The sequence below is a fragment of the Microbispora bryophytorum genome (assembly GCF_043197435.1).
GTDB lineage: Bacteria > Actinomycetota > Actinomycetes > Streptosporangiales > Streptosporangiaceae > Microbispora > Microbispora bryophytorum.
Window position 1 is genome coordinate 215,382 of the sequence record NZ_JBICTF010000012.1, and the last position, 23,325, is coordinate 238,706.

Here is a 23,325-nt window from a genome sequence, read left to right on the forward strand (position 1 = left end):
GGAGCTGGTCGTTGCGCGGCATCAGGCGCTACCTCCGCTGACCGACAAAGCCGACATTGGCCTGCCAACGGTCGGACCGGAAGACGATGGCCTTCATCGTGCGCTGGAGGGTGGCCCGTAAGCCCAGGTCCAAGAGCTTCCGGACCAAGGGGTTGGCCTCCAGCTTCCTGTCTGACCTGAGGCAGGCGGCTAAGGCGGGGGAGAGCTTCGATGTCGTGACCGGGTTGCCGCTGTCGATGCTCGCCCCTGAGGCGTCCGCTGGCCCGACGTTCCTAGAGTTTGCGCAGACCTACGTACTCAGCCGGTGGCGCACCTCGGCAGCCCGGACCCGGGAGACCGACGTGTATGCCCTGTTGTCGCTGGTGCCCGCCCTAATGGCAGACCTGCCAAATCGGCCGCAGGAAAGCGACACGCGTGAGGTGCTGCGTAGCCACGCACTGTTGCCCAAGGACCGGCGCGGAGAGCTGCCTCGTGCCCTAGTGCCGGTGCTGGCCTGGCTGGAGAGGGCATCGTTGCCACTGGCCGATCTGCAAGACCCGCGCGTGGCGCGGACTGCCCTTGATGCGATATCGGTGACCTTCGCCGGCAAGGATGCCGCTGCCAATACGGTGCGCCGCAAGCGGGAGGTCCTTAATCACCTGGTCGAATTCGCCGTGGAGCAGAAGGAACTGCCCGCCAACCCCCTACAAGCGATTAAGTGGACCCCTCCCAAGGCCACAGGCGCCATCGATCCCCGTACGGTCGTCAACCCTGAGCAGGCCCGTGCGCTGCTGGCAGCCGTTCCCGCGGTCGGTCGGACCCGTGGCGGGAGGCTTCACGGGATGTTCGCGTGCATGTACTACGCCGCCCTCCGTCCGGAGGAGGCGGCAGCGCTGCGCCGCCAGAACTGCGACCTTCCCGACACGGGCTGGGGCCTGCTCACGGTTGAGAAGGCGTGTCCCCAGGCGAACAAGCGGTGGACCAACTCGGGGGAGACTCACGACTCCCGGGGGCTGAAGCACCGCGCCAAGGACGACACCCGGGAGATTCCGATCCCGCCGGTCCTGGTGGCCATCCTGCGGGCGCACATCGACCGGTACGGCGTGGCTGGCGACGGGTGCCTGTTCCGTACTTCCAAGGGGCACCCGTTCTCCTCGTCGGCTTACTCGGCGGTCTGGCAGGAGGCCCGGTCGCGGGCCTTCACCGCCGAACAGATCGCCTCCCCACTGGCTGCTCGGCCCTACGACCTGCGGCACGCGGCCGTATCTTTGTGGCTGAACGCCGGGGTTCCGGCGACCGAGGTGGCCAAGCGGGCAGGGCACAGTGTTGACGTGCTCCTGAGGGTGTACGCCAAGTGCATTGAAGGGCAGAGAGGACACGCGAACAGCAAGATTTCTGAAGCACTGGAGCGGTGATCTACCGATCGTGCTCGATCAGGCCCTGGGATATCCCGGGGCCTTCTGTTCTTCGAGGCTGTGACGGGCTTGTTACGCTCCAGCTGTGTCGGAGTCCGGCTACAGGCTATAGAGCAGCGCTCACCAGATTCTGCTGACCGCCATCGAGCAGAGCGGAAAGGCGTCGCGCCAGTCGCTGCTTCCGCTCGTCATAGAAGCGAATGAAGCCGAACAAATCCTCGGGAAGTAGATCCAGATCGTTCTGCGTGCGGTACTGCTCTCTGGCTGCCGCCGAGACGAAGTGGTTGCCGTTCATCCACTCCCACGGCCACTGCGCCCCCTTCTCGGCATTCGGAATTCCAGCCAGAAGCTGAAGGTTCGGCAGCCCGTTGACCCGGTTGAGGTACTCCTCAAGCTGGTCCCGAGAGACCCCGCTCTTGGTCAGTGCGCTGCGGGACAGTCGCGACTTGGGGAAGATGTGGTCTTCGTGGAACTGCTGGCTGAGATCGAGGCCGGGATAGAGTATGGCAAGCGCGGCGAAGGTCCGCGGCTTGCCATATTGAAGTTCAAGCAGGTCATCGATCTCCTCGGCGCTGAAAGTGATCGCCTTACCACGCGCGGCCATGACGGATTCAATCGCGGCGATCGGGAAGCTCCCGACGGTGGCGTCACGGATGACCGTCTGAATGTGGCGAAGCAGAGTGTCGAGACCCGACCCCCAGATTCCCCGCTTCAGGAGGCTACGTAACACCCAGGTACGGACAGCAGCGCGATCAGCCGCGTGAGCGCTGGCGGTCAGATACTTCTCCCCATGTCCATGCGCGTGGAGGTAGTAGGCCACGGGGATGACCACGCTGTCGGCGGTAAGAGTGCGGCCCGACAGGCCGAAGGATGCCAGCAGCCGAGCGGCGCGTAGCAGACTGGCACGGATCTCCTCCCAGCCCTTCTCCAGTCGGCTCATGTTCTCCTGGGTGAAGTTGGAAATCTTGAATTGGAAGTCCGCCGCCTCGGTCAGCATCAAACCTGTCTTGAGTACCAAGTCCTTACTGAACTTGAACTGGCCGGGGCCGTTGGCCAACTCGGCGACCAGCGACCTGACCTCTTCGCGCGCGTCGAGCTCCTGCCACTGGTTTGTGGCCATGGACAGCAGCAGGTCCGAGTTCGACAGTTTCGTGCCGCCGCTGTTGACCCGAACGAAGATGTCCAGCACCCGGTCAGGGTCCTGGGACTCCTCCTGATAGGCATTGATGACTTGCTGATTCCGGATGCCGTCGTACAGCTGATTGATGGCAGCAAAGGCTGCTTCCTGGTATGCAGGATCGGTCACTCCACGCGTAAGCAGCTGACTCATGATGGCGGGTCCGCTGTTACCCAAATCGAGAATGTCTGCGACCTTGAACCAGGGACGTACGCCGTCGACATCTGCTGCGGCCTCACTGTCGGTGAGGAACTGGAGGTCGTAGCTCATCCCAAGGTCCTCATCACCGTGCTCGCTGATGATGTTGAGGTATAAGCGCTTCCTCGGATACGCATCAGGGTTGGTCATCCACTTGCCCGGCAACTTCTCCGCATAGCTGCCGTAGAGGCCGACGTTGAGCGCGGTGAGTCGCTGCTGGCCGTCCAGGACTGCGATAACGTCCGCGCCCTTGGGAACATTGGCTTTCGGCGCGTACGGAGCTTTGAGCTCGTGATAGTCGGTCAGGAAGTCGTAGAAGGTAAACTTGCCGACCTGCTCCTTCTCCAGCCCCCACAGCAGGAAGGACCCCACGGGATAGCCGCGCATGAGGCTGTCGAACAGCGTCCGGATCTGGTCAGGGTTCCAGACGAACTCACGCTGAATGGCAGGCAGCACCCAAGCCTTCTTGTGGATCTTCGACAGCGCGTCCGCAACCGTCAGTGGGGGCATGAAACCCATGCCGAGCTTCCCTTCAGGTAGTAGGTCGGCGCATCCGACCGCAGGGCACCTCGCGCAAGGAGAATCCTTTGCGGTCAGCGCCTCCAACGTACGGGAGGAAAGCTAGCGGCAGAGGGTGACAAAACGCGATCGATCAGTATCAGTCACCGATCGATCTGCACAGGTGTCCTCTCGTGTGCCGGCGAGAGGTTGCAGAAAGCACTCAGCCCACGTGCTCAAACGGGCCGCAGTCCCACCGGATGACGCTGAGGTGTTCGGTGCCTACGCACACCTGAACCCGGATGGTCGTCGGGGACGATGGCGGTCCAGGCCTGCGGGGCGTTCACCAGGACCTTGCTGACTTCCCGGTCGCGCTGCGCAGGTGGGCAAAACACCCTTCCGGGCCTGGCCGATCAGCTGGTTCTGGCGCTGTACTGACGCTTGCAGATCAGTGCTCCCCTTGATGCCTGAGGGACCAAGCGCCTTTGCTACTTCTGCGCGCGACCTGCGAAAACGCGATCAAGATCGTCCCCCACATGTCCCGCGATCATTGACCTACGGCTGCATATGGCGGCACTTCGTTGCATGTGATCGCCAAGAGGAGCCGCGCTGAGCCCCAGGTCAGAGGCTAGGCGGCTGGTCAGGAGAGTGCCCCCGGCAGGATTCGAACCTGCGGCACCCGCTTTAGGAGAGCGGTGCTCTATCCCCTGAGCTACGGAGGCGCACGACGTGCATCAGTAAGCCTAGCGAAAGGTTGGGCCCGCTCGCGCCTCCCCCGGGGGTGTCGTTTCGAGGCAGTCGGTTATCAGCAGGCTGACCTGCGGTAAAGGCATGGCAAGTGGTCGAACGCCGGCCTGGGTTGCTGGTTACCGTCGCTCGACGTGACGGTAACGCGACGTGGATCCGCGCGCGGGCTGCGATCGGGGGTGCTCGTCGCGGCGCTGCTCGTGCCGGCGATCCTTGCCTCGGGCATGCTCATGGCGCACTTCGCCGGCTACGGGGAACGTGCGCGGAGCGACTTCTCACGCGATGCGGCCGTACGCGCGGCTGCGGCGGGGACGGCGGACGAGCAAGGCGCCGGAGAGCGCGGGACCACGGGAGAAGGCGCCGGAGCGCCCGGGACCATTGGAGACCGGGCTCCCGCTGAAACTCCCGGTGCGCGGCCGACTGTGCTGCCGAATCTCGCGGATGGCCGGGAGGTCCGGAGGGCCGACGTGGTTCCGATGGTGGGGACGGTGCGCAAGCCCTTCCTGAACCCGACCCCCGTGCCCGAGCCGTCCGGCCCCGCGCGTCTCTACGAGGGCCTCGTACGGATCCTGCCGATCGCCCCACCCGTCCGTGAGATCGTCCACTGGGACGCGCCGAAGGTGAACAGGCCGGTGGAGAAGCCGGAGCCTCGCGAGGTGACGACCTTCAGGTGCGAGCCGGAGTGGAAGGACACGTGGCTGTGGGAGCTCTGCCGCGAACGTGAGGGCCACCCCGAAGGCGGGCGATGACCCCGGAAGCGCGCAAATGCGACGTGACCGGTCGATAGCACTTGGTGAACCGGGGCTCGGGGACAGAGGGCGCTGTAGTAACGTGCGTCCCTGACCCAGGTCACGAGTTCGCAAATGGGGGAGTCAAACGTGCCATCTCCTCGATCAGCCAGGCTGATCGCGGTCGTCACGGTGATGACTTCGCTGGCCGTCTCCGCGCCGTACGAACCGGTCGCGGCGGCCTTGGCCGACACCACGACCACGAATGCCGGCACGGAGGCCGCCGGGGGAAGCGCCCGGACGGGCGTGCTCGGCAAGGAGCCCACCACGCTGACCGAGCTGCGGCGAGAGGCCCAGAAGGCGTACAAGTCCATCGAGGACGCGAACAGGGCACTGGTGGCGCGCCAGAAGAAGTTCGGCACCGTCGAGAAGGAGCTGGCGACCAAGCTGCAGAGTCTCCAGCAGGCCACGGCGGAGCTCAACAAACTACGCAAGCCGCTGTCCGACCTCGCCTCCTCCATGTACCAGGATCCCTCACTCGACGGACTCAGCCCGTTCTTCAGGGCGGGAAACGGCACGGAGACGCTCCGGAGGATCGCCGACCTCGATCACCTTGTCGCCGGGCGGAACAACGTGCTCGGCGACGCGGTGAAGTTGCTGGAGCGGCAGCAGAAGCTCGCGCAGGAGGCGCAGGAACTCCGGGCGGCCAGCCTCCTGCAGGAGGCGCAGCTGAGCGCCCAGGTCACCGCGTTGCGCAAACGCTCCTCCACCCTGGTCCGGTCGCTGACCAAGGCGCTGATCAAGCTCGGCGTGAAGATCGGCAACGGAACGAAGGGGGCGGGCGGCTGTGACCCCACCAGGATCGGTCAGGCGGCGCAATACCCGAACGGCCTGCTGCCCAAGACCATCCTGTGCCCCCTGCCGCAGGCCGGAGAGGAACTGCGGGCGGACGCGGCGATCGCCTTCGCCGATCTCAACATCTCCTACAAGAAGCGCTTCGGCGCCTCGATGTGCATCTCCGACAGCTATCGCAACCTGGGTGAGCAGCAGTCGATCTACTATCAGCGGCCCGGTTTCGCGGCCACTCCGGGCAAGAGCAACCACGGTCTGGGGCTCGCCGTCGACCTGTGCGGCGGAGTGCAGAGCTTCCGCTCTGTTCAGTTCAACTGGCTGGAGGCCAACAGCAAGCGGTATGGCTGGATCCACCCCGACTGGTCGTATCACAGCCCCTTCGAGCCCTGGCACTGGGAGTACGACCCCCAGCTCGGCTCGCTCCTGTGACAGGTACACGCCGGCCGGGCCAAGGGGGTCGTCGCGCGCTTTGGTGAGGAGAACGGGCCCCGTCAGCTGGCGTCGAGGTGGACGGCCTGACCGATGTAGTCGCGCAGCGCGGCCTCGTTCATCCCGTCCCGCGTCTTGATCTTGACGTGGCGGGTCTTCTTGCCCACTCCCTCCAGGAGGCCGTGAGCGTCGGACATCTCCGCGCCCCGTTCGAAGGCGAAGGTGAGATGGGTCTTGCTCTGACTGATGACGGCGAGGATCTTCTTGCCCCGCCAGGCAGGCGAGCCGTACGTGAGGCATTCGACGGCCTCGGGCGCCTCTTCGGCCACAAGGGTGCGCAGGGCCGCAACGATCTCGCGGTATTTCGGATCGAGCTTCGTCTCGACGTAGGTGTCGATCTCGCTGCCGGTCATGGCCGTGGTCTCCTCGCTGTCCGTTCTCCTGGGCGGGGGTGCGCGTGCTGGCGCCACACTATGATCAAGATTTTTGATAGTCAATGATCGTGATTAATTTGGCGAGAAGACGGTGGAGCGTGGAGGTTCCTGACATCGGCGTGCTGGCCGGCCAGTTGATGCGTGCTGTCCAGGAGGAGCTGTTCGAGACCCTCGCCGAGCAGGGGCACCCAGATGTGCATCCCCGGCACGGGACGGTGCTGGCGTTCCTCGGTCCGGAAGGCGTGCGCGCGACGGAGCTGGCGGCTCGGTCGGGCCAGCACAAGCAGATCATCGGCACGATCCTCGACGAGCTTGTCAGGCTCGGCTACGTCACCCGCGAGCCCGATCCCGCCGATCGCCGCGCCAAGCTCATCGTCCCCACCGAGCGCGGCATCGACGAGATCGCCAAAGCGCGCGCCATCCTCACCGCCGCCGAGGAGCGGCACGAACGAAGCCTCGGCGCCGAGCGCTACGCCGGGTTCAAGGAGATGCTCCAGCAGGTCACGCGTGACCAGCGGGCCTGGCGGCAGGCCGGGCCGAGCACCGCCTGATCAGCGTCCTCGTCCGTGGGCAAGGCCGATCAGTGCGGGTGAATGGTCACGGAGAGCCTGCCCTGTGCCTGGGCCTGCGCGAGCTGGGCCGCCTGCCCGGGGGTCGTGGCCAGCACGAGCAGCGCGCCCCCGTCCGTACGGCCCGGTGGCCGGGCGATCACCCGCACCTCCTGCGCGACCAGCCGCGCCTGGAAAGGGCCGTCCTCGAAGGCCGCCAGGATGTCGATCACGTCTCCCGGCGACAGGAGGCGGGCGGCGTCGGGATCGGTGATCCTGACCGGCGTAGCGACCATCCCCGGCTCAGCGGCCGAAACCCCCGCCTGCCCGGTCAAGGTCTGGCGGAACAGGCCCGGGCCGAGCAGCCGTGCGTCGGTGAGAGGTTCGCCTCGGCGCAACGGACCGGCGAGCAGACGGCCCGAGACGGGAGCGCCGGGCACGTACGCCCCGGCGGGCACCGTGTCGGGCGGAAGCCGCACGACCACCACGTCGGAGGCGGTCAGCCGGCCTCCGGCGAGGTCGCGGGCGGCGGCGAGGACCTCCACCCCGTCAGGGGTACGGACGGCCAGCAGCACGCAGGCCACCGCCAGACCGGCGAGGACGGTGGCGATCGGGCGGCGACGGCGCGCCGCCAGCCGCCTCAGATCACGCGTGATCATCTCGCGTCAGGGGAGCTCGATCGGCAGCTTGATCCCGTCGAGGGCGTTGCCGCAGGAGCAGGGGCGCTCCTCCGGAAGGGCCTCGACGACCTGTGCGACCAGAGTGCGCATCCGCTCCACGTTGGCGGCGAAGAAGGCCAGGACCTCGTCGTGGGTGACCCCCTCACCGGCCTCCACGCCGGCGTCGTGGTCGGTCACGAGGGCGAGCGTCGTGTAGCAGAGGGCGAGCTCGCGGGCGAGCACGGCCTCGGGGTGCCCGGTCATGCCGATGATCGACCAGCCCGCGCCCGCGAACCACTTCGACTCGGCCCGGGTGGAGAAGCGGGGCCCCTCGACCACGACCAGAGTGCCGCCGTCGACCGTGTCCCAGCCCGTCTCGCGCGCCGTGGCCACGGCGGCCGCCCGGCCGGAGGGGCAGTAGGGGTCGGAGAACGACACGTGCACGGCCCCGCCCGCGTCGTAGTAGGTCTGCTCGCGGCGCTGCGTGCGGTCCACGAGCTGGTCGGGGATCACGAGGGCGCCGGGGCCGATCTCCGTGCGCAGGGACCCGACCGCACTGGGCGCGAGCACCTGGCGGACGCCGAGAGAACGCAGGGCCCACATGTTCGCCCGATAGGGGATGCGGTGCGGAGGAAAGGTGTGGCCGCGGCCGTGCCGTGGGACGAACGCGACGGTCCGCTCGCCGATGCGGCCCACGGTGATCGAGTCACTCGGCGGGCCGTACGGCGTCGTCACGTCGATCTCTTCGGCGTCCTCCAGCAGGGAGTAGAACCCCGAACCGCCGATGACCCCGATGTCTGCGTGATTGACCATGGGCCGACACTAGCGAACGGCGCCGCACACCCGCCGCGTGCCGCCGGCCCCTGTGGATAACCTCAGGCGGCGGCGGTGGAGCCGGACGACGACGTGCTCGGCGACGTGCTCGGCGAGGAGGTGCTCGACGAGCTCGTGGAGGTCGCGGGCTCCTTCTTCCCCGAGTCGCCGGACGACTTCGGGGACGTCGTCGTGGTGGACGTGGTCGTCGACGAGCTCGACGAACGGCTGTCGGTCCGGTAGAAGCCAGAGCCCTTGAACACGATGCCAACGGCGGAGAAGACCTTGCGCAGCTTGCCCTGGCAGGCCGGGCACTCCGTGAGCGGGTCGTCAGAGAACTTCTGGACGGCCTCCAGCTGCTCACCGCAAGCGGTACAGGCGTACTGGTAGGTAGGCACTCGCTCCTCCTGAGACTGGCACTCGACCGGGTCGATTGCTAATGGTAAGCAGTCAACAAGCCCAAACGCCACTCCAGCCCGGTTTATTGCCCCGTGCCGTCCCATTCGCTCACCCCGCGATCCGCCCGGCCGGCCTCAGGACAACCGCCCGGCGGCCTGCCTCAGGACAACGACGCGCGCGACCAGTGGACAACGACGGCGCGCGGCCACTGGGCCACGACGTGCGCGACCTCAAAACGACGATGGCGCGCGACCACGGGGGACGGCGGTCAGCCGCCGCGTTCGCCGTACCAGCCGGCCAGCTTGCCGCGGCGGCTGATGGCGCGCAGGCGGCGTTCGACCGTCTCGCGCTGGGCGGCCGTGGTGACCACGAGGAGCTGGTCGCCCGCCAGCAGCCGGGTCGTCTGCGTGGGTACGAACGACTGCTCGTTGCGCACGACGAGCGTGACCATGGCGTTCGCGGGCAACCGGAGTTCGAAGATCTCCACGCCGTGCATGAGCGAGCCGGTCGGAATGCGGACCTGGAGCAGGTCGGCGTTCAGCTCCTCCAGCGGCGCGGCCTCCACGTCGAGGTCGCGGGCCTCGCCCTCCGCCGCCAGGCCGAGCAGCCTGGCGAGGTACGGCAGCGTGGGCCCCTGGAGGATCGTGAACACGATGACGATGATGAAGACGTCGTTGAACAGGCCCTTCGCCCCCGGCAGGCCGGCGGCCCAGGGGATCGCGGCCAGCACGATGGGCACCGCGCCGCGCAGCCCGGCCCACGACAGGAACGCCTGCTCGCGCCACGACAGCGAGCCGAGCCGCAGGAGCCGCACCACCGCGCCGGACACCAGCACGGACGCCGGGCGGGCGAGCAGGACCAGCAGCAGGCCCGACACCAGGGCCGGGACGAGCACACCGGGCAGTTCGCTCGGATCCGCGAGCATGCCGAGCATGACGAACAGTCCGATCTGGGCGAGCCAGGCGGCGCCCTCCGCGAAGCCGCGCGTGGCGGCGCGGTGGGGGAGCTTGGCGTTGCCCAGGATCAGCGTGGTCAGGTAGACCGCGAGGAAGCCGCTGCCGTGCAGCAGCGTGGCCCCGCTGTAGGTGACGAACGCCAGCGCCAGCACCGCGATCGGGTAGAGGCCGGAGGCGGGCAGCGCGACCCGGCGCAGCGCGTACACCCCCGCGGGGCCCACGGCGAGGCCGACGGCCGTGCCGATGGCCAGCTCGACGGCGGTCTCCAGCAGGATGTGCGGCAGCGAGAGGGTCAGCGACGAGCCGGCGCTCAGCATGATCACGAGGATGACGGTCGGGGCGTCGTTGAAGCCCGACTCGGCCTCCAGGATCCCGGCGAGCCGGGGCGGCAGCGGCAGCCGTCTCAGCACGGAGAACACGGCCGCCGCGTCGGTCGACGCCAGGAACGCGCCGAGCAGCAGCGCCATCCTCCACTCCATGCCGAGCAGGACGGCGACGGTCGCCGCGAGCACGACGACGCTGACCGCGATCCCGACCGTGGCGAGCACGAGCGCGGTCGGCACGCCGTCGCGTACGTGCTTCCAGTTGGTGGTGAGACCGCCCTCGGCGAGGATCACGGCGAGAGCGATCATGCCGAGCTGCTGGGCCGTCTGGGCGTTGTCGAAGTTGATGCCGACGATGCCGCCCTCGCCGAGCAGCAGGCCGAGGCCGAGATAGAGGAGCAGCGAGGGAAGGCCGGTGCGGTGCGCGATCCGTACGGATGCGATGGCCGCGATGACGACGGCGGCGGACAGGAGCAGCCAGATGTTCAGACCCATCCGCTCCCTTCGTCGTCGTTATCCTGCGATCGACGCAAACAATCTTGTCATATCTGCACTAATCGGGCGATTCCGCTCGGGAGGGCGGCGAAGCGTACGCGCTGGTCGTGGGGCTCCGCGGGAACCCCTTCCATCAGCTCGCCCTCGTGCAGGAGTGCCACCGTCGGCACGTTCGGCCCGACGCGGGCGAGCGCCCGGTCGTAGAAGCCGCCGCCGCGGCCGAGCCGCACGCCGGTGACCCGGTCCACGGCCAGGGCCGGCGCGATGACCAGCGCGGCGGTGCGGATCGCGTCGACGCCGCGCCGGACGTCCACCGGTTCCATGATCCCGTTGGGGCCGGGCGCCAGCGAGTCCGGGCCGTCGTACACCGCCCAGTCGAGGTCGCCGTCGGGGCGCTGCACCGGCAGCATCACCGTGGTGCCGTGCTTCCACAGGGCGAGGATCAGCCCCTGCGTGGCCGGCTCGGCGCCGGTGGACCAGTAGCAGGCCACCAGCCCCGCCATCTGCACCCACGGCTGGTCGAGAAGTAACTCCCTGATGGCCGCCGACGACTCGCGCAGCGTCCCCGGATCGAGTTCCGACCGGTCGCGCAGGATACGCCGACGCAGGTTCATCTTGTCCAAAGACTGCTCCGTTAGTGTCTACTCATGGCTGACTTCGATCCCGTGACCAAAGCCGTCGTGCCCGCCGCGGGTCTCGGCACCCGCTTCCTTCCCGCGACGAAGGCGACCCCCAAGGAGATGCTGCCCATCGTCGACAAGCCGGCCATCCAGTACGTGGTGGAGGAGGCCGTCTCCGCCGGGCTGCTCGACGTCCTCATGGTGACCGGCCGCAATAAGCGCTCGATCGAGGACCACTTCGACGTAGCGTACGAGTTGGAGGACGCTCTGCGCGCCAAGGGCGACGAGGAGCGGCTCAGCCAGGTGAAGGAGCCCGTCGACCTCGCCACCATGCACTACGTGCGGCAGGGTGAGCCCAAGGGTCTCGGCCATGCCGTCCTGTGCGCCAAGCAGCACGTCGGCCACGAGCCGTTCGCCTGCCTGCTCGGCGACGACATCATCGATCCCCGCGACCCGCTGCTCAAGCGCATGATCGAGGTACGCGCGACCTACGGCGGCAGCGTCGTCGCACTCTTGGAGGTGCCGCGCGAGCACATCTCCCTGTACGGCGCCGCCGCCATCGAGCCGACCGACGAGGACGACGTCGTCCGGGTCACCGACCTCGTGGAGAAGCCCCCGGCCGACGAGGCGCCCTCGAACTGGGCCATCATCGGCCGCTACGTGATCGACCCCGCCGTGTTCGGCGTGCTGGAGCGCACCCCGCCCGGGCGTGGCGGCGAGATCCAGCTCACCGACGCGCTGCGCACCCTGGCCTCGACGGGCCCGGAGGAGGGCGGTCCGGTGCACGGCGTGCTGTTCCGCGGCCGTCGCTACGACACCGGCAACAAGCTGGAGTATTTGCAGACCATGGTGCAGTTCGCCGCGAACCGGGACGACCTCGCCCCCGAGTTCCTGCCCTGGCTGCGGGAGTTCCTCGACAAGACCGGACAGTGAGCCGATGAAGTCCGTCGACCGCCATCTCGCCGGCATCCTCGCCGCGGTGCGCCCGCTCGCGCCGCTGGAGGTCGAGATCGAGGCCGCCCTCGGCGCCGTGCTGGCCGAGGACGTCGCCTCGCCCGTCCCGCTCCCGCCGTTCGACAACTCGGCGATGGACGGCTACGCCGTACGGGCCGAGGACGTGGCCGCCGCCCCCGTCACACTGCCCGTGATCGGGGACGTGGCGGCGGGGGACGGCGGGCTGAACGCCATCGGTCCCGGCCTGGTCACCCGGATCATGACCGGGGCGCCGATGCCCGCCGGCGCCGACGCCGTGGTCCCGGTGGAGTGGACCGACGGCGGCACCGCCCGCGTACGGATCGACAGGCCGGCGTCGCCGGGCAACGCGATCCGGCGGGCGGGCGAGGACGTGCGGGCGGGCGACGTGGTGCTCCGCGAGGGGGCCAGGATCGGGCCCGCCCAGATCGGGATCCTCGCCGGGGTCGGCCGGCGCCGGGTGCTGGTGCGCCCCAGGCCGAGGGTGGTCGTGCTGTCCACGGGTGCCGAGCTCACCGAGCCCGGCACCCCGCTGGGCGCGGGCCGCATCTGGGAGTCCAACAGCTTCATGCTCGCCGCGGCCGTACGCGAGGCCGGGGCGGAGGGGTTCCGGGCTGGTTCGGTGACCGACGACCCCAAGGAGTTCATGGACACGCTGGACGCCCAGCTCGTGCGGGCCGACGCCGTGATCACCAGTGGCGGCGTCTCGATGGGGGCGTACGAGCCGGTCAAGGAGGCCCTGTCCCCACTGGGCACGGTGACCTTCGAGAAGGTCGCCATGCAGCCGGGCATGCCGCAGGGCTTCGGAGTCGTGGGGCCCGACCGCGTGCCGATCTTCACGCTGCCGGGCAATCCGGTCTCGTCGTTCGTCTCGTTCGTGCTCTTCGTCAAGCCCGCACTGCGGGCGATGCAGGGTCTCCCGGCCGGGCCGCCCCCGACCGTACGGGCCGTGGTGACCGCGCCGCTGCGCTCTCCCGAGGGGAAGCGGTCATATCTGCGGTCCATGCTGAACGGACAGACCGTCGCGCCGGTGACCCGGCAGGGCTCGCACCAGCTCGCGGCGCTGGCCGGGGCGAACGCGTTGATCGTGGTGCCGGAGGACGTGACCTCGCTGCCCGAGGGCGCCGAGGTGGAGGTGATACCGCTATGAAGCTGACTCATGTGGACGAGTCGGGCGCCGCGCGGATGGTGGACGTCTCCGAAAAGGACGTCAGCGCGCGTACGTCCGTCGCGACGGGCCGGGTGCTGCTGTCGCCGGAGGCGGTGGCCGTGCTCCGCGCGGGCGACGTGCCCAAGGGCGACGCGCTCGGCGTGGCGCGGATCGCCGGGATCATGGGCGCCAAGCGCACTCCCGACCTCGTGCCGCTGTGCCACCCGATCGCCCTGACCGGCGTGAAGGTGGACCTGGCCGTCGTGGACGAGGGGGTGGAGATCACCGCCCGGGTCCGTACGGCCGACAGGACCGGCGTCGAGATGGAGGCGCTCACGGCCGTTACCGTCGCGGCGCTCGCGCTGGTGGACATGGTCAAGGCGGTGGACCCGGCGGCGGTGATCACCGATGTCCGGGTCGAGGAGAAGACGGGTGGCAAGACGGGCCACTGGACCCGGTCCGGACAGGAGTGAGGGCGTGCGCGCGTTGGTGGTGACGGTGTCCAACAGGGCGTCCGCGGGCGTTTACGAGGACCGCTCCGGGCCGCTGCTGGCCTCCCTCCTGAAGGAGGCGGGCTGCGACCGGGTGGACGGGCCCCTCGTCGTCCCCGACGGGGACGCCGTCGAGGCCGCGCTGCGCGAGGGCGTCGCCGACGGCTACGACGTGATCGTCACCACGGGCGGCACCGGGGTGACGCCTCTCGACCTCACCCCGGAGATGACCCGCCGGGTGCTGGACCGGGAGATCCCCGGCATCGCCGAGGCCGTACGCCAGGTCAACCGGGAGAAGGTGCCGACGTCGATCCTGTCCCGGGGCCTCGCGGGGCAGGCCGGCACGACGCTGGTGGTCAACCTGCCCGGGTCCTCCGGCGGCGTACGGGACGGCATGGCCGTGCTGACCCCGATCCTGGGCCACGTCGTCGACCAGATCCACGGCGGCGACCATGCCCGCTGAGGAGTCCCCCGAGGAGCCCCCCGAGGAGCCCCCCGAGACCGCGGGCGCGTCCTGCGTGGCGCGTTGACCGTCTTCCGGTGGATGATTGACGAATGGATCGACTTCGCGGCTGGCCGGCATCCATGGCCGAGGGGCCCGTCGGGCTGCGGCCGCTGCGCCTGCGTGACGTGCGAGACTGGCGCGACACCCGGCTGCGCAACGCCGAATGGCTCCGTCCCTGGGAACCGAGCAACCCGGAGACCCCGCTGTTTCGCACCGGTCTCGGGCCGTACGTCTCGATGGTCGGCACGCTGCGCCGCGAGGCCCGTCAGGGGCTCGCCATGCCCTGGGTCCTCACGTACGAGGGACGATTCGCCGGGCAGCTCACGGTGGGGGCGATCGTCTGGGGGTCGGCCCGCTCCGCGCAGGTGGGCTACTGGGTGGACGGCGCGCTCGCCGGGCGGGGCATCGTCCCGACCGCGCTCGCCATGGCGGTGGACCACTGCTTCTTCACGACCGGTTTACACCGGATCGAGGCCAACATCCGGCCGGAGAACCACGCCAGCCGCAGGGTCGTGGAGAAGCTCGGTTTCCGCGAGGAGGGCATCCGCCGGCGTCAACTGCACATCGACGGCGCCTGGCGCGACCACATCTGCTATGCGCTGACCGTCGAGGACGTTCCGCGCGGACTGCTCGTCCAGTGGCGCCGCACCATGAACTCGGCGGCCCGCCGCAGCGAGTCCAGCCCCGGTTAGAAGACGGCACGCGGCCGGCTGCGACGGCCCACCCCGACCACCGCACGCCGCCGCCACCGCACCCCGCCGCCACCGCACCCCGGCAACCGCACCCCGCCGCCACCGCACGCCGCCACCACACCCCGGCCGCCGGCCCATCGAGGTCCTCGGGCGAGCGACGGGCGTGGCCTGTGGGAACCAGCGCTCGCACGGGATCGAATTACATGAAGAGCTTTGACGATCTCGCGACACACCGGACTGAATGCTCGTCATTCAGTGACACACAGTCCTACGGTGCGTGACGTGAACACCTCTCCGCCGACACAGGGCCACGGATGTGTTCACCATGCCCTGGGGCACTTCCGTACGGCGGTACGGAGGTGGCCGCATGGGTAGCGCCCTGCTCTACCTCGCCATCGTCGTCATGTGGCTCAGCGTTCTGCTGCCCATGTGGCTGCGCCGGGACCGGCACGTGGACGACGAGCTGTTCGAGGAGCAGGCGGAGGCGTTCACGCTGTCCGAGCCGCCCGCCGACGCCGCCTCCTACGCCGCCTCCGGCGACTCCGACGGCATCGGTGACGCGGACGGCGGCGACGCCGACACGGTCGTCACCCCGCCGGTCGTGCCCGCGGACTCCGCCGATCTCGCCGCCTCTCCCACTGCGGCGCCGGCCGCCGAGGCCGTCACCGCGGACGAGATCGCGGCGGAGCGGCACGCGCGGGCCCGCCGTGTCGCCGCCCACCGCCGCGCCCGGATCCTCGCCCGGCGCCGGCGGCGGCTGCTGTGGAGCATCCTGCTCGTGCTGGCCTCCGTGGTCACCGCCGCCGTCCGCGTGATGCCCTGGTGGGCCGTCGCGCCCTCGGGCGTGCTCCTTGTGGGCTACCTCGCCGTGCTGCGCGTGGCCGTACGCGCGGACAGGGAGCAGCGGGAGAAGGCCGCCCGGGCACGGGCCGAGCACCTGCGCCGTCAGCGCGAGCGCCGCCGCGCCCTGGCCGAGGCGGCCCGCGAGGCGGAGATCATCAAGTTCGAGGCGCGCAGGCGCGTCCAGGTCTTCGACCAGTACTCCGACGGGCGCCGCGCGTCCGGAGACTGAGTCGGTGGCGCGAACACCCCGGAGAGTTTGCTAATCTAGTCGAGGTCGTTGGGGCTATAGCGCAGTCCGGTAGCGCACTTCGTTCGCATCGAAGGGGTCTGGGGTTCAAATCCCCATAGCTCCACCACGACAGAGGCCGGTTCCGCTCAGCGGGACCGGCCTCTTTGATCTTCCGAGTGACTAACTGAGTGACTACGGGACGACCACACTGGGGGCGAGTGGTCTCATTCCTCGTCGCGGCTGTGCAGGTAGTCCTCGAAGGTGGGGCGTCGATCCCTGCGGTACCACCACACGATCACGCCCACCAGCGCGGCAGGGGCCACTACGAGCCTGGTCGTCCAGCGGCCCAGTCGACGGACCACCGTGAGCAGTCCCTTGAGCGACTGCCGCGGGTGTCTCAGGGCCATGACGGTCACCATGAAGGCCGCACCGCCGAGGCTGGTCCCCGAGAAGTCGTCGGGGTCGTCTCGCGCCTTCTCCTTGGTCATGATGCTCCTCGGTCATGGTGTTCCACGGTAAAGGTGTTCCGCGGTCATGGTGTTCCGCCGTCAGGTGCGGCGCTGAAGGTGAAGGGCAGGAGCGTGCTGCCGCGGACCGTCGGCCGCCGGCTTTTGACCCTACGTCGCCGACGCGTCAGGCGTCGGGGTCGCGGAACCCGACGGTGTCGTGACGCCAGAACGGCTCGGAGTAGACCAGCGTCCCCGTCATCCACGGCTCGTACGCCGGAAGCCTGATCACCTGGAACGCGGCGTCGGAGATGCGCAGGGACGGCTTGCGGAAGCCCAGCTCGGCCCCCGGGGTGAAGCCGAAGCGGGAGTAGTAGCCGGGGTCGCCTTCCAGGAAGACGAGGGGGCTCGTCCCTTCGTGCGCAGTCGCGAGCCCAGCCCGGACCAGGGCCGAGCCGATGCCCTGTCGTTGACGCTCGGGCAGCACGCCCAGCGGGCTGAGCACCTGCACGTCGACCAGCCGCCGCGGGGCGTCCAGCAGGCTGCGGGTGAACATCACGTGCCCGACGATTTGCCCGGCGTCCTCGGCCACGAGGGCGAACCCCCCGCCGGACCGCATTCCGTCGCGCAGGCTGTCGACCAGGTCGGCCACCGCTTCGCCGTGGTCACCGAACGCTCGGCGATGGACGTGTCGCACGGCGCCGGCGTCGCCCGGCCGCTCTTCTCGAAGCTCCATCCAGGGAGGGTAGAGGCTCTGTCTCGTCGCCGACATCCGGTTTTCAGCCGCGTGCCACGCCCTCCTGTCGAATCACCCGCGAATTGGCTTCGCACCAAGGTTATGGGGGTCGAATTCTCATGGCTTCACCATGACGAAGGCCCGTCGGGTGATCCACGGGCCTTTTCACTGCTCAGAGTTGTAATGCTCGGTAAAGGTGCAGAAGTGTCAGTCGTGATGGATACCTCCGCCCACTATGAGTGCCCCGTACGCATGGTTTGATCTCTTTCCGGCAGCGGCCCCCCTGGCCGAAGGTCCCGACCACCCGCAGGATGCTCCGGGCGGCTGTCTGCAGTCGGACATTGGAACGATGGAGTGACTCTCCTCAATCCCCACGTCAAGAGCCCTGAAGGTGAGTGGGAAGCCTGGTTTCTCGCGCCTTGGCTGCCCGGCGCGAGCCGTTACAGGTCCTTCTGGGACCTGATGGAGGCCGAGGGGTGACGTCCTGCCGGCCGTCGAGGAGGGCGGATCCCGTGGCCGGCGGCTGTCCCCACGTGCTGTCAGGTGGAGGAGACGCGGAAGAATACCGGCGTTCTGCAGGAGATGCGGCCAGGGCCTTTACACTCCATGGAAATTGACGGGGTGCCTCTTTTCCGGCCCTTTTCGCCCCATGTGGTGCACTGTCCGAAGGGGACAGGATGAACCTGCAGGGCCGTTTCTCCATCACCAGCCGCATCACCCTGTTCACCGGGGTGGTGGCCACACTGCTGTGTGCGCTGCTGGCTCTGCTCCTCATGATGGCCGTGCACCAATACGCCAGCGAAAGCGTCACCAAGGAGACCGCGGCGGCGGGCGGTCGGGTGGCCGTCCAGATGGAGCGGGGACAGCTGGTTTATCCCCTTGCTGAGCGCAAGTTCCGCCACCTTCAGGTGGTCGACCCATCCGGGCGTGTGGTCGCTTCGACCTCCGATATCCGGGGCTTGCCGAGGATGGCGCCCTTCACCCCGCACGACAGCGCGAACAGTGCGACCTGCGTCGTGTGCGGTGGCATCTTCCCGGCTGCCGACTGCTACATCGTCGTGGGACAGTGGGCGCACCGATCGGGCGAGAGGTGGATGGTCTACAGCGCTTCCCCGGTGGTGCCCCTGTCGGTCGCCCCCCGCCTGGCCACGCTGGTGGGGCTGGGCGCGGTGGCGCTGGCCGCGGCCATCACCTATCTCGGCTACCGGAACGTACGGGCGTCGCTCAAGCCGGTGAACGCCATCCGGGCGGAGCTCGACGAGATCAACGAGGAGTGCCCGAGTCGCCGTGTCCCGGTGCCGGCCACGGACGACGAGATCCACAGGATGGCCGAAAGCGTGAACCACACGCTCAGCCGGTTGGACGACGCGCTGCGAAAACAGCGCGAGTTCGTCTCCAACGCCTCCCACGACCTGCGCACTCCGATAGCCGCCATGCGTGCGGAGGTGGAGGACGGGCTTCTCGCGCCGGAGGAGACCAGTGTGTGTGAGCTGGGTTCGGTCCTTCTGCCCAGCATCGAGCGGCTGCAGGCGATCGTGCACGACCTGCTCATCCTCGAACGACTCGACCATGGCATGCGCGGCGAGCAGGACCGGTTCGATCTGGCCGAGGTCGCGGCCGCCGAGGTGCGCACCCGCCGTCATCCGGTCAAGCGAATCGAATGCGCCCTCCAGCCGGGGGCGCTCGTGCTCGGCGACAGGGTGAATCTGTCCCGCCTGCTGACCAATCTCCTCGACAACGCCGAACGGCACGCCTGCTCGACGATCACCGTGTCCGTACGGCACGAGCCGGGTGGCGACTGCGGCGATCGGCGCTTTCCGCAGGGCAGGGTGGTGCTTGAAGTCGTCGACGACGGGCCCGGCATCGCACGGGACAAGCGCGAGATGGTGTTCGACCGGTTCACCCGGTTGGACTCGGCTCGCAGCAGGGACGCCGGAGGCGCGGGGCTGGGGCTGGCGATCGCCAGGCAGATCGCGGAGAGTCACGGAGGCAGCCTGACGATCGAGGACAACCCCATCGGCGCCTGCTTCGTCCTGTGCCTCCCGTCCGCTCGTGCCGACGTGACGGCACCCGCCGACGACAGCGTGTCTTCCTGAACCCCGCTCCGCAGGGAAACCTCCCATGCGGATCACGGCGGTCGCCTCTCACCTCCGGCGGTCCGTCTCGTACAGACCGAAGATCCTGGCGGCGTTGTCGTGACAGACGGCGCGCAGCCACTCGTCTTTCCCTCCGGCGGAAGGAAGGTCCAGGCGGGCCAGGGCCGACAGCGCCTCCGCGTACGGGTAGGGGATGTTGGGGAAGTCGGTGCCGAGCAGGACGCGGTCCTGAAGCTCCAGCAGCAGCGGGACGGCCTCCCGGGGGAAGGGCGCGGTCTTCTCGGTGAAGCCGGTGAAGGCCATCGTCGTGTCCAGGCAGACCTTCGGGTAGCGCAGGGCCAGGGCGAGGAACTCGGCGTACTCGGGACTGCCCATGTGGGCGATCACGAGCGGCAGCCGGGGGTGCCGGGCGAGCAGGGCCGCGATCGGCTCCGGCCCGGTGTGCGGGCCGGGGGCCGGGCCTGATCCGCAGTGCGTCACCACCGGGATGCCGTGGTCCTCCAGCAGCCCCCAGACCTCGTCGAGCAACGGGTCGTTCGGGTCGTACCCGCCGACCTGGAGGTGCGCCTTGAACACGCGGGCGCCCGCCTCGATCGCCCGCGCGACATACCGCGCGGCGCCGGGTTCGGGGAAGAACGTCGCCGTGTGCAGGCAGTCGGGCACCCGGGCGGCGAAAGCGGCGGCCCAGTCGTTCAGCCACTCGGCCATGCCGGGCTTGTGGGGGTAGAGCATGGAGGTGAACGCCCGCACGCCGAAGGCTCTGAGCCGTTCGACGCGGTCGTCCTCGGGCAGCCGGTAGGTGATCGGCCAGGTCCGGCCGACGAGCGGCCCGGCGGAGTCGAAGTAGGCCCACACCTTCGTCAGGACGCGTTCCGGCATGAAATGGGTGTGGATGTCGATCAGACCGGGCAGGCCCAGCCGCCGCCAGAACGCGTTCACGTGTCGGATGTCGTCGTCCGCGGCAAGTGTCTCCTCCGGCATGACCTCAGACGCTACCCGCCTCCCGCGGCGAGGTAGCGCGCGGCCAGCGCACGCAGGTGGGCGCGCAGCTCGGGCGGGTCGAGCACGGTGAAGGGCACGTCGAGCGCCGTGAGGAAGGCCGTCAGGTTGTGGAGCGAGTCGCCGCCGGTCTCCAGCACACAGGCGTCCGCGCCCTCGGCGCGCAGCAGCCCGGCCGCGGGGGTGAGCCGCGCGCCCACGACCTCGACGGGCGCGTGCAGCCGTACGACCGCCCGGTGTCTCCAGGCGGCCGAGCCCGCCCCGCGTACGACGTGGGCGGCGGCGTCGCCTTCGGGCGGTTCACGCGGGGTGAAGCGGGGGCCGTTCGGGACGCGGAGCCGCACGCGGTCGGCGCGGAAGGTCCGCCAGTCACCGCGGTCGACGTCCCAGGCCAGCAGATACCAGCGCCGGCCGGTGAAGACGAGCCGGTGCGGCTCGGCGGTGCGGCGTCCCTCGTGCCCCCGGTGGTCGAGGTAGTCGAACCGCAGCGTCTCGTGGTCGCGGACGGCCGCGGCGATCGCGGTCAGCGTCTCGGGGTCCACCGTGGGACCGTGCCCCGGCACCGCGACCGTCGCGGCGCGCACGGCCTCGATCCGGTGGCGCAGCCGGGACGGCAGCATCCGCTGGAGCTTGGTGAGCGCGCGCAGCGAGGTCTCCTCGATGCCGGTCACGGTGCTGCCCGCGGCGGCCTGCAAACTGACGACCACCGCGACGACCTCCTCGTCGTCCAGCAGCAGCGGGGGCAGCGAGGACCCCGCGCCCAGCCGGTATCCGCCGGCCGTGCCGGTGGCCGAGCGGATCTCGTATCCAAGGTGGCGCAGCCGTTCGACGTCGTTGCGCACGGTCCTGGTGGTCACGCCGAGCCGGTCCGCGAGGTCGGCGCCGGACCATCCGGGCCGGGTCTGGAGCAGCGCCAGCAACCGCAGCAGCCGTACGGAGGTTTCCAGCATGGTCACAGTCTCCCGCGCACTGCGGAACCGTACGTTCCTCAAGCCCTCCTAGCGTTTGTCTCCGAGGAAGGGAGCACGAGATGTTGCGTGGACTGACGACCGTGAACTTCTGGGCCGACGACGTCGAGGAGGCGACGCGGTGGTACGCCGAGGTGCTCGGCGTGGAGGCGTACTTCGAGCGCAGGGGGCCGGACGGGCGGCTCGCCTACGCCGAGTTCCGCCTCGGCGACCATCGGCACGAACTCGGTTTCATCGACCGGCGCTATGCGCCGCACCCGACGGCCGAACCGGCCGGGGCCGTCGTCTACTGGCACGTGGACGATCTCACGACGGTGCTGGACAGACTGCTGTCGATGGGCGCGAAACAGCACGAGGCGCCGACGGAGCGCGGCCCCGGGTTCGTCACCGCCTCGGTCGCCGACCCGTTCGGCAACATCCTCGGGATCATGTACAACGCCCACTACCTGGACGTCCTCGAAGGCCGCGGCTGAAGGTCGCGGGCGCCCCGCGCGGCAGGGGGAAGCCCGGCGTGTTCAGCCGGGTCGGCGTACTGCGTTCTAGCCGGGGTCGGCGTACTGCGTTCTAGCCGAGGCCGGCGTACTGACGCGGCCGCAGGGCCTGGGCGCGCAGCGCGGCCAGCGCGGCGCGCCGCCCGGCGTTGGTGAGCCGCCACGGCGCGGCGTCCGCCGCCTCCGGCCCGTGGGCCGCGGCCCCCAGCCCGAGGGCGTCGAGGCGGTGCCGGAGCCGGGAGAGCGGGCCGATGAGGTCGGCGCCGCCGACCCGGCCGCCGTCTGTGGCGCGCCAGCCCTCGCCGTTGACCACCTCGGCGACCCGATCGCGCAGGTCGTCATCCAGCACCACGTCGCGGTCCACCAGGATCATCAGCGCCGACTCGCGGATCGAGACCTCGAAGTCGTGCTCCCCGGGGGCGGCGACGAGCAGCGTGGGCGCGGCCGCCTCCCACATCGCGGCACGGTCGTCCAGCAGGTTCCTGCCCGTGGTGGTGAGCACCAGCCTCCGGCCGCTGCGCCGAAGCGCCCCGAGTTCGTGTACGGCGATCTGCCGCAGCTCGGTGAGAGCGGGCACGTCGGCCTCACCGCGCACCACCCCGGACCTGGTCCGACTGCCCCAGCCGAAGCGGTCGGCCGCCTCGGTGGCCACGGCGCGCCCGACGTTGAGCCGCTCGGTCAGACGGACCCCGGTGCGGGCCAGGCCGAGCAGCCAGCGCAGCGGCTCCAGATGCGGCTCGTCCGGAGCCGCGATGGGGGCGTGCAGCCGCACCTCGAAGGGCTGGGCGAGCTCGCGGCGGGCGCTGCCACGCCCGAGCACCCAGCGGTTCAGCCGCTCGCCGTGCACCCGGTGCAGCCAGCAGTCGCCGCCCAGCTCCGCGCGGGGCGCGGTGAGCCAGCGGCGGGTCAGCTCCTCACGGTCCACCGGGTCGCCGGTGACGATGGCCAGCTCCAGGGCGGCGGCGCACGCGACGTGCGCCCCGAGCTCCTCCGGCCCCATGATCGAGCTCCACGAGAGCTCGGCGATGTCCGGAGGCAGCACCCCGGTGGCCTCGAGCTCACGGTGGTAGGCCGCGGCCCCGGCCTCCTCGCCCTCCCTGGCGTACGTCAGCAGGATCCGGGTGGTGGCCGGGGAGTCGCACAGGGCGGCGTAACGCTCCATGCCCGCGAGCCTGAGCAGCCGGCCGAGCGCCCTGGCGATCGTCGCCTGGTCGCCCGGCACCTTGATCGGCAGCGTGTACCAGAGGAACTCGCACACGTCGAACTGGCTGATGGTCTCCAGCGCCTCGCCGCCGGCGAGCCACTCGACCGCGACGCGGGCGAGCTCGGCGACGTCCGGCTCGGAGCGCTCCAGCTGGGCGAGGAGCGCGGCGACGTCAGGTGCGGGCATGACCCGCAGTCTGCCGTATCGACCCCATCGTTGACGACGACCCTGCA

The 23,325-nt window shown here is 69.5% G+C and carries 24 protein-coding genes, 2 tRNA genes and 1 pseudogene; 14 read left to right on the forward strand and 13 right to left on the reverse strand.

Features of this window, described 5'->3' with window-relative positions; genetic code table 11:
- Positions 1–86: 86 nt before the first annotated feature.
- Positions 87–1,394 carry a tyrosine-type recombinase/integrase gene (locus tag ACGFIB_RS32720; RefSeq protein WP_393376968.1) on the forward strand — a complete coding sequence of 436 codons (1,308 nt, stop codon included), beginning with the start codon at positions 87–89 and terminating at the stop codon, positions 1,392–1,394.
- 106 nt (positions 1,395–1,500) lie between these two features.
- Here ACGFIB_RS32720 and ACGFIB_RS32725 read toward each other — a convergent pair whose 3' ends face one another.
- Together ACGFIB_RS32725 and ACGFIB_RS32730 are read right to left on the reverse strand one after the other, a co-directional pair.
- Positions 1,501–3,288: a DUF262 domain-containing protein gene (locus ACGFIB_RS32725; RefSeq protein ID WP_393376970.1), complete on the reverse strand. Its 1,788-nt coding sequence runs from the start codon at positions 3,286–3,288 to the stop codon at positions 1,501–1,503.
- A gap of 628 nt (positions 3,289–3,916) precedes the next feature.
- A tRNA-Arg gene (locus tag ACGFIB_RS32730) sits at positions 3,917–3,989 on the reverse strand.
- Positions 3,990–4,148: 159 nt separating this feature from the next.
- Between ACGFIB_RS32730 and ACGFIB_RS32735 the strand changes: the two genes are divergently transcribed.
- Together ACGFIB_RS32735 and ACGFIB_RS32740 are read left to right on the forward strand one after the other, a co-directional pair.
- Positions 4,149–4,763 (forward strand): hypothetical protein, encoded by a 615-nt coding sequence (locus ACGFIB_RS32735; protein ID WP_393376972.1) that lies wholly within the window; start codon positions 4,149–4,151, stop codon positions 4,761–4,763.
- Positions 4,764–4,892: 129 nt separating this feature from the next.
- Positions 4,893–6,023 (forward strand): D-alanyl-D-alanine carboxypeptidase family protein, encoded by a 1,131-nt coding sequence (locus tag ACGFIB_RS32740; protein ID WP_393376973.1) that lies wholly within the window; start codon positions 4,893–4,895, stop codon positions 6,021–6,023.
- Between the two features lie 62 nt (positions 6,024–6,085).
- Here the strand turns inward: ACGFIB_RS32740 and ACGFIB_RS32745 are convergent, their stop codons facing one another.
- Positions 6,086–6,436 (reverse strand): DUF1801 domain-containing protein, encoded by a 351-nt coding sequence (locus ACGFIB_RS32745; protein ID WP_393376975.1) that lies wholly within the window; start codon positions 6,434–6,436, stop codon positions 6,086–6,088.
- 119 nt (positions 6,437–6,555) lie between these two features.
- Between ACGFIB_RS32745 and ACGFIB_RS32750 the strand changes: the two genes are divergently transcribed.
- On the forward strand, positions 6,556–7,008 hold the full coding sequence (locus tag ACGFIB_RS32750) for a MarR family winged helix-turn-helix transcriptional regulator (RefSeq protein WP_393376977.1): 453 nt from the start codon (positions 6,556–6,558) through the stop codon (positions 7,006–7,008).
- 29 nt (positions 7,009–7,037) lie between these two features.
- Here the strand turns inward: ACGFIB_RS32750 and ACGFIB_RS32755 are convergent, their stop codons facing one another.
- Positions 7,038–7,664, reverse strand: a complete 627-nt coding sequence (locus ACGFIB_RS32755) for an SAF domain-containing protein (RefSeq protein WP_393376980.1) — start codon at positions 7,662–7,664, stop codon at positions 7,038–7,040.
- 6 nt (positions 7,665–7,670) lie between these two features.
- Positions 7,671–8,477: an S-methyl-5'-thioadenosine phosphorylase gene (locus ACGFIB_RS32760; RefSeq protein ID WP_393376983.1), complete on the reverse strand. Its 807-nt coding sequence runs from the start codon at positions 8,475–8,477 to the stop codon at positions 7,671–7,673.
- 75 nt (positions 8,478–8,552) lie between these two features.
- Between ACGFIB_RS32760 and ACGFIB_RS32765 the strand changes: the two genes are divergently transcribed.
- Positions 8,553–8,720 (forward strand): hypothetical protein, encoded by a 168-nt coding sequence (locus ACGFIB_RS32765; RefSeq protein ID WP_357241231.1) that lies wholly within the window; start codon positions 8,553–8,555, stop codon positions 8,718–8,720.
- Positions 8,721–8,782: 62 nt separating this feature from the next.
- On the opposite strand, the pseudogene ACGFIB_RS32770 reads toward ACGFIB_RS32765, so the two are convergent.
- From ACGFIB_RS32770 to ACGFIB_RS32780, 3 genes and pseudogenes are all read right to left on the reverse strand, one after another.
- Positions 8,783–8,980: pseudogene (locus ACGFIB_RS32770) on the reverse strand (FmdB family zinc ribbon protein); the annotation flags it as partial.
- 164 nt (positions 8,981–9,144) lie between these two features.
- Positions 9,145–10,650, reverse strand: a complete 1,506-nt coding sequence (locus ACGFIB_RS32775) for a potassium/proton antiporter (RefSeq protein ID WP_142575367.1) — start codon at positions 10,648–10,650, stop codon at positions 9,145–9,147.
- Positions 10,651–10,697: 47 nt separating this feature from the next.
- The gene (locus ACGFIB_RS32780) at positions 10,698–11,273 is read right to left on the reverse strand and encodes a 5-formyltetrahydrofolate cyclo-ligase (RefSeq protein WP_373292563.1); all 576 of its coding nucleotides are present in this window, start codon (positions 11,271–11,273) and stop codon (positions 10,698–10,700) included.
- 24 nt (positions 11,274–11,297) lie between these two features.
- On the opposite strand from ACGFIB_RS32780, the gene galU reads away from it, so the two are divergent.
- From galU to ACGFIB_RS32815, 7 genes are all read left to right on the forward strand, one after another.
- Positions 11,298–12,203 (forward strand): UTP--glucose-1-phosphate uridylyltransferase GalU, encoded by a 906-nt coding sequence (gene galU, locus ACGFIB_RS32785; RefSeq protein ID WP_357240856.1) that lies wholly within the window; start codon positions 11,298–11,300, stop codon positions 12,201–12,203.
- Positions 12,204–12,207: 4 nt separating this feature from the next.
- Complete coding sequence (gene glp / locus ACGFIB_RS32790; protein ID WP_191055246.1) at positions 12,208–13,392, forward strand: molybdotransferase-like divisome protein Glp; 1,185 nt, start codon at positions 12,208–12,210, stop codon at positions 13,390–13,392.
- Entirely contained in the window at positions 13,389–13,865 is a 477-nt protein-coding gene (gene moaC / locus ACGFIB_RS32795) for a cyclic pyranopterin monophosphate synthase MoaC (RefSeq protein WP_142566122.1), read from the forward strand. The genes glp and moaC overlap by 4 nt, the downstream gene beginning before the upstream one ends.
- A gap of 4 nt (positions 13,866–13,869) precedes the next feature.
- On the forward strand, positions 13,870–14,346 hold the full coding sequence (locus ACGFIB_RS32800) for a MogA/MoaB family molybdenum cofactor biosynthesis protein (RefSeq protein ID WP_357240849.1): 477 nt from the start codon (positions 13,870–13,872) through the stop codon (positions 14,344–14,346).
- A gap of 92 nt (positions 14,347–14,438) precedes the next feature.
- Positions 14,439–15,080, forward strand: coding sequence for a GNAT family N-acetyltransferase (locus ACGFIB_RS32805; protein ID WP_142575363.1), 642 nt, complete (start codon positions 14,439–14,441; stop codon positions 15,078–15,080).
- Positions 15,081–15,447: 367 nt separating this feature from the next.
- Positions 15,448–16,152 carry a divisome protein SepX/GlpR gene (gene sepX, locus ACGFIB_RS32810; protein WP_393376991.1) on the forward strand — a complete coding sequence of 235 codons (705 nt, stop codon included), beginning with the start codon at positions 15,448–15,450 and terminating at the stop codon, positions 16,150–16,152.
- A gap of 50 nt (positions 16,153–16,202) precedes the next feature.
- Positions 16,203–16,279: transfer RNA gene (locus ACGFIB_RS32815), tRNA-Ala, on the forward strand.
- Positions 16,280–16,376: 97 nt separating this feature from the next.
- Here the strand turns inward: ACGFIB_RS32815 and ACGFIB_RS32820 are convergent.
- Positions 16,377–16,640 (reverse strand): hypothetical protein, encoded by a 264-nt coding sequence (locus ACGFIB_RS32820; RefSeq protein WP_142575361.1) that lies wholly within the window; start codon positions 16,638–16,640, stop codon positions 16,377–16,379.
- A 145-nt stretch (positions 16,641–16,785) separates the two neighbouring features.
- Complete coding sequence (locus ACGFIB_RS32825) at positions 16,786–17,334, reverse strand: GNAT family N-acetyltransferase (protein ID WP_357266665.1); 549 nt, start codon at positions 17,332–17,334, stop codon at positions 16,786–16,788.
- A gap of 677 nt (positions 17,335–18,011) precedes the next feature.
- Between ACGFIB_RS32825 and ACGFIB_RS32830 the strand changes: the two genes are divergently transcribed.
- Positions 18,012–19,430, forward strand: a complete 1,419-nt coding sequence (locus tag ACGFIB_RS32830; RefSeq protein ID WP_393376994.1) for a sensor histidine kinase — start codon at positions 18,012–18,014, stop codon at positions 19,428–19,430.
- A gap of 48 nt (positions 19,431–19,478) precedes the next feature.
- Here ACGFIB_RS32830 and ACGFIB_RS32835 read toward each other — a convergent pair whose 3' ends face one another.
- Positions 19,479–20,411 (reverse strand): amidohydrolase family protein, encoded by a 933-nt coding sequence (locus ACGFIB_RS32835; RefSeq protein ID WP_393376996.1) that lies wholly within the window; start codon positions 20,409–20,411, stop codon positions 19,479–19,481.
- A gap of 11 nt (positions 20,412–20,422) precedes the next feature.
- Positions 20,423–21,379: a helix-turn-helix transcriptional regulator gene (locus tag ACGFIB_RS32840; RefSeq protein WP_357266671.1), complete on the reverse strand. Its 957-nt coding sequence runs from the start codon at positions 21,377–21,379 to the stop codon at positions 20,423–20,425.
- An 80-nt stretch (positions 21,380–21,459) separates the two neighbouring features.
- Between ACGFIB_RS32840 and ACGFIB_RS32845 the strand changes: the two genes are divergently transcribed.
- The gene (locus ACGFIB_RS32845) at positions 21,460–21,870 is read left to right on the forward strand and encodes a VOC family protein (protein WP_393376998.1); all 411 of its coding nucleotides are present in this window, start codon (positions 21,460–21,462) and stop codon (positions 21,868–21,870) included.
- Between the two features lie 91 nt (positions 21,871–21,961).
- Here ACGFIB_RS32845 and ACGFIB_RS32850 read toward each other — a convergent pair whose 3' ends face one another.
- Positions 21,962–23,278 (reverse strand): hypothetical protein, encoded by a 1,317-nt coding sequence (locus ACGFIB_RS32850; RefSeq protein ID WP_393377000.1) that lies wholly within the window; start codon positions 23,276–23,278, stop codon positions 21,962–21,964.
- Between the last annotated feature and the right edge of the window lie 47 nt (positions 23,279–23,325).

What these genes read in the sequence shown, in the direction of transcription:
- ACGFIB_RS32820 (WP_142575361.1), bottom strand. Translation starts at nt 16,640, where the DNA reads ATGACCAAGGAGAAGGCGCGAGACGACCCCGACGACTTCTCGGGGACC.
- ACGFIB_RS32850 (WP_393377000.1), bottom strand. Translation starts at nt 23,278, where the DNA reads ATGCCCGCACCTGACGTCGCCGCGCTCCTCGCCCAGCTGGAGCGCTCC.
- ACGFIB_RS32840 (WP_357266671.1), bottom strand. Translation starts at nt 21,379, where the DNA reads ATGCTGGAAACCTCCGTACGGCTGCTGCGGTTGCTGGCGCTGCTCCAG.
- ACGFIB_RS32775 (WP_142575367.1), bottom strand. Translation starts at nt 10,650, where the DNA reads ATGGGTCTGAACATCTGGCTGCTCCTGTCCGCCGCCGTCGTCATCGCG.
- glp (WP_191055246.1), top strand. Translation starts at nt 12,208, where the DNA reads ATGAAGTCCGTCGACCGCCATCTCGCCGGCATCCTCGCCGCGGTGCGC.
- galU (WP_357240856.1), top strand. Translation starts at nt 11,298, where the DNA reads ATGGCTGACTTCGATCCCGTGACCAAAGCCGTCGTGCCCGCCGCGGGT.
- sepX (WP_393376991.1), top strand. Translation starts at nt 15,448, where the DNA reads ATGGGTAGCGCCCTGCTCTACCTCGCCATCGTCGTCATGTGGCTCAGC.
- ACGFIB_RS32830 (WP_393376994.1), top strand. Translation starts at nt 18,012, where the DNA reads ATGAACCTGCAGGGCCGTTTCTCCATCACCAGCCGCATCACCCTGTTC.
- moaC (WP_142566122.1), top strand. Translation starts at nt 13,389, where the DNA reads ATGAAGCTGACTCATGTGGACGAGTCGGGCGCCGCGCGGATGGTGGAC.
- ACGFIB_RS32755 (WP_393376980.1), bottom strand. Translation starts at nt 7,664, where the DNA reads ATGATCACGCGTGATCTGAGGCGGCTGGCGGCGCGCCGTCGCCGCCCG.
- ACGFIB_RS32845 (WP_393376998.1), top strand. Translation starts at nt 21,460, where the DNA reads ATGTTGCGTGGACTGACGACCGTGAACTTCTGGGCCGACGACGTCGAG.
- ACGFIB_RS32760 (WP_393376983.1), bottom strand. Translation starts at nt 8,477, where the DNA reads ATGGTCAATCACGCAGACATCGGGGTCATCGGCGGTTCGGGGTTCTAC.
- ACGFIB_RS32745 (WP_393376975.1), bottom strand. Translation starts at nt 6,436, where the DNA reads ATGACCGGCAGCGAGATCGACACCTACGTCGAGACGAAGCTCGATCCG.
- ACGFIB_RS32835 (WP_393376996.1), bottom strand. Translation starts at nt 20,411, where the DNA reads ATGCCGGAGGAGACACTTGCCGCGGACGACGACATCCGACACGTGAAC.
- ACGFIB_RS32720 (WP_393376968.1), top strand. Translation starts at nt 87, where the DNA reads ATGGCCTTCATCGTGCGCTGGAGGGTGGCCCGTAAGCCCAGGTCCAAG.
- ACGFIB_RS32805 (WP_142575363.1), top strand. Translation starts at nt 14,439, where the DNA reads ATGGATCGACTTCGCGGCTGGCCGGCATCCATGGCCGAGGGGCCCGTC.
- ACGFIB_RS32725 (WP_393376970.1), bottom strand. Translation starts at nt 3,288, where the DNA reads ATGGGTTTCATGCCCCCACTGACGGTTGCGGACGCGCTGTCGAAGATC.
- ACGFIB_RS32825 (WP_357266665.1), bottom strand. Translation starts at nt 17,334, where the DNA reads ATGGAGCTTCGAGAAGAGCGGCCGGGCGACGCCGGCGCCGTGCGACAC.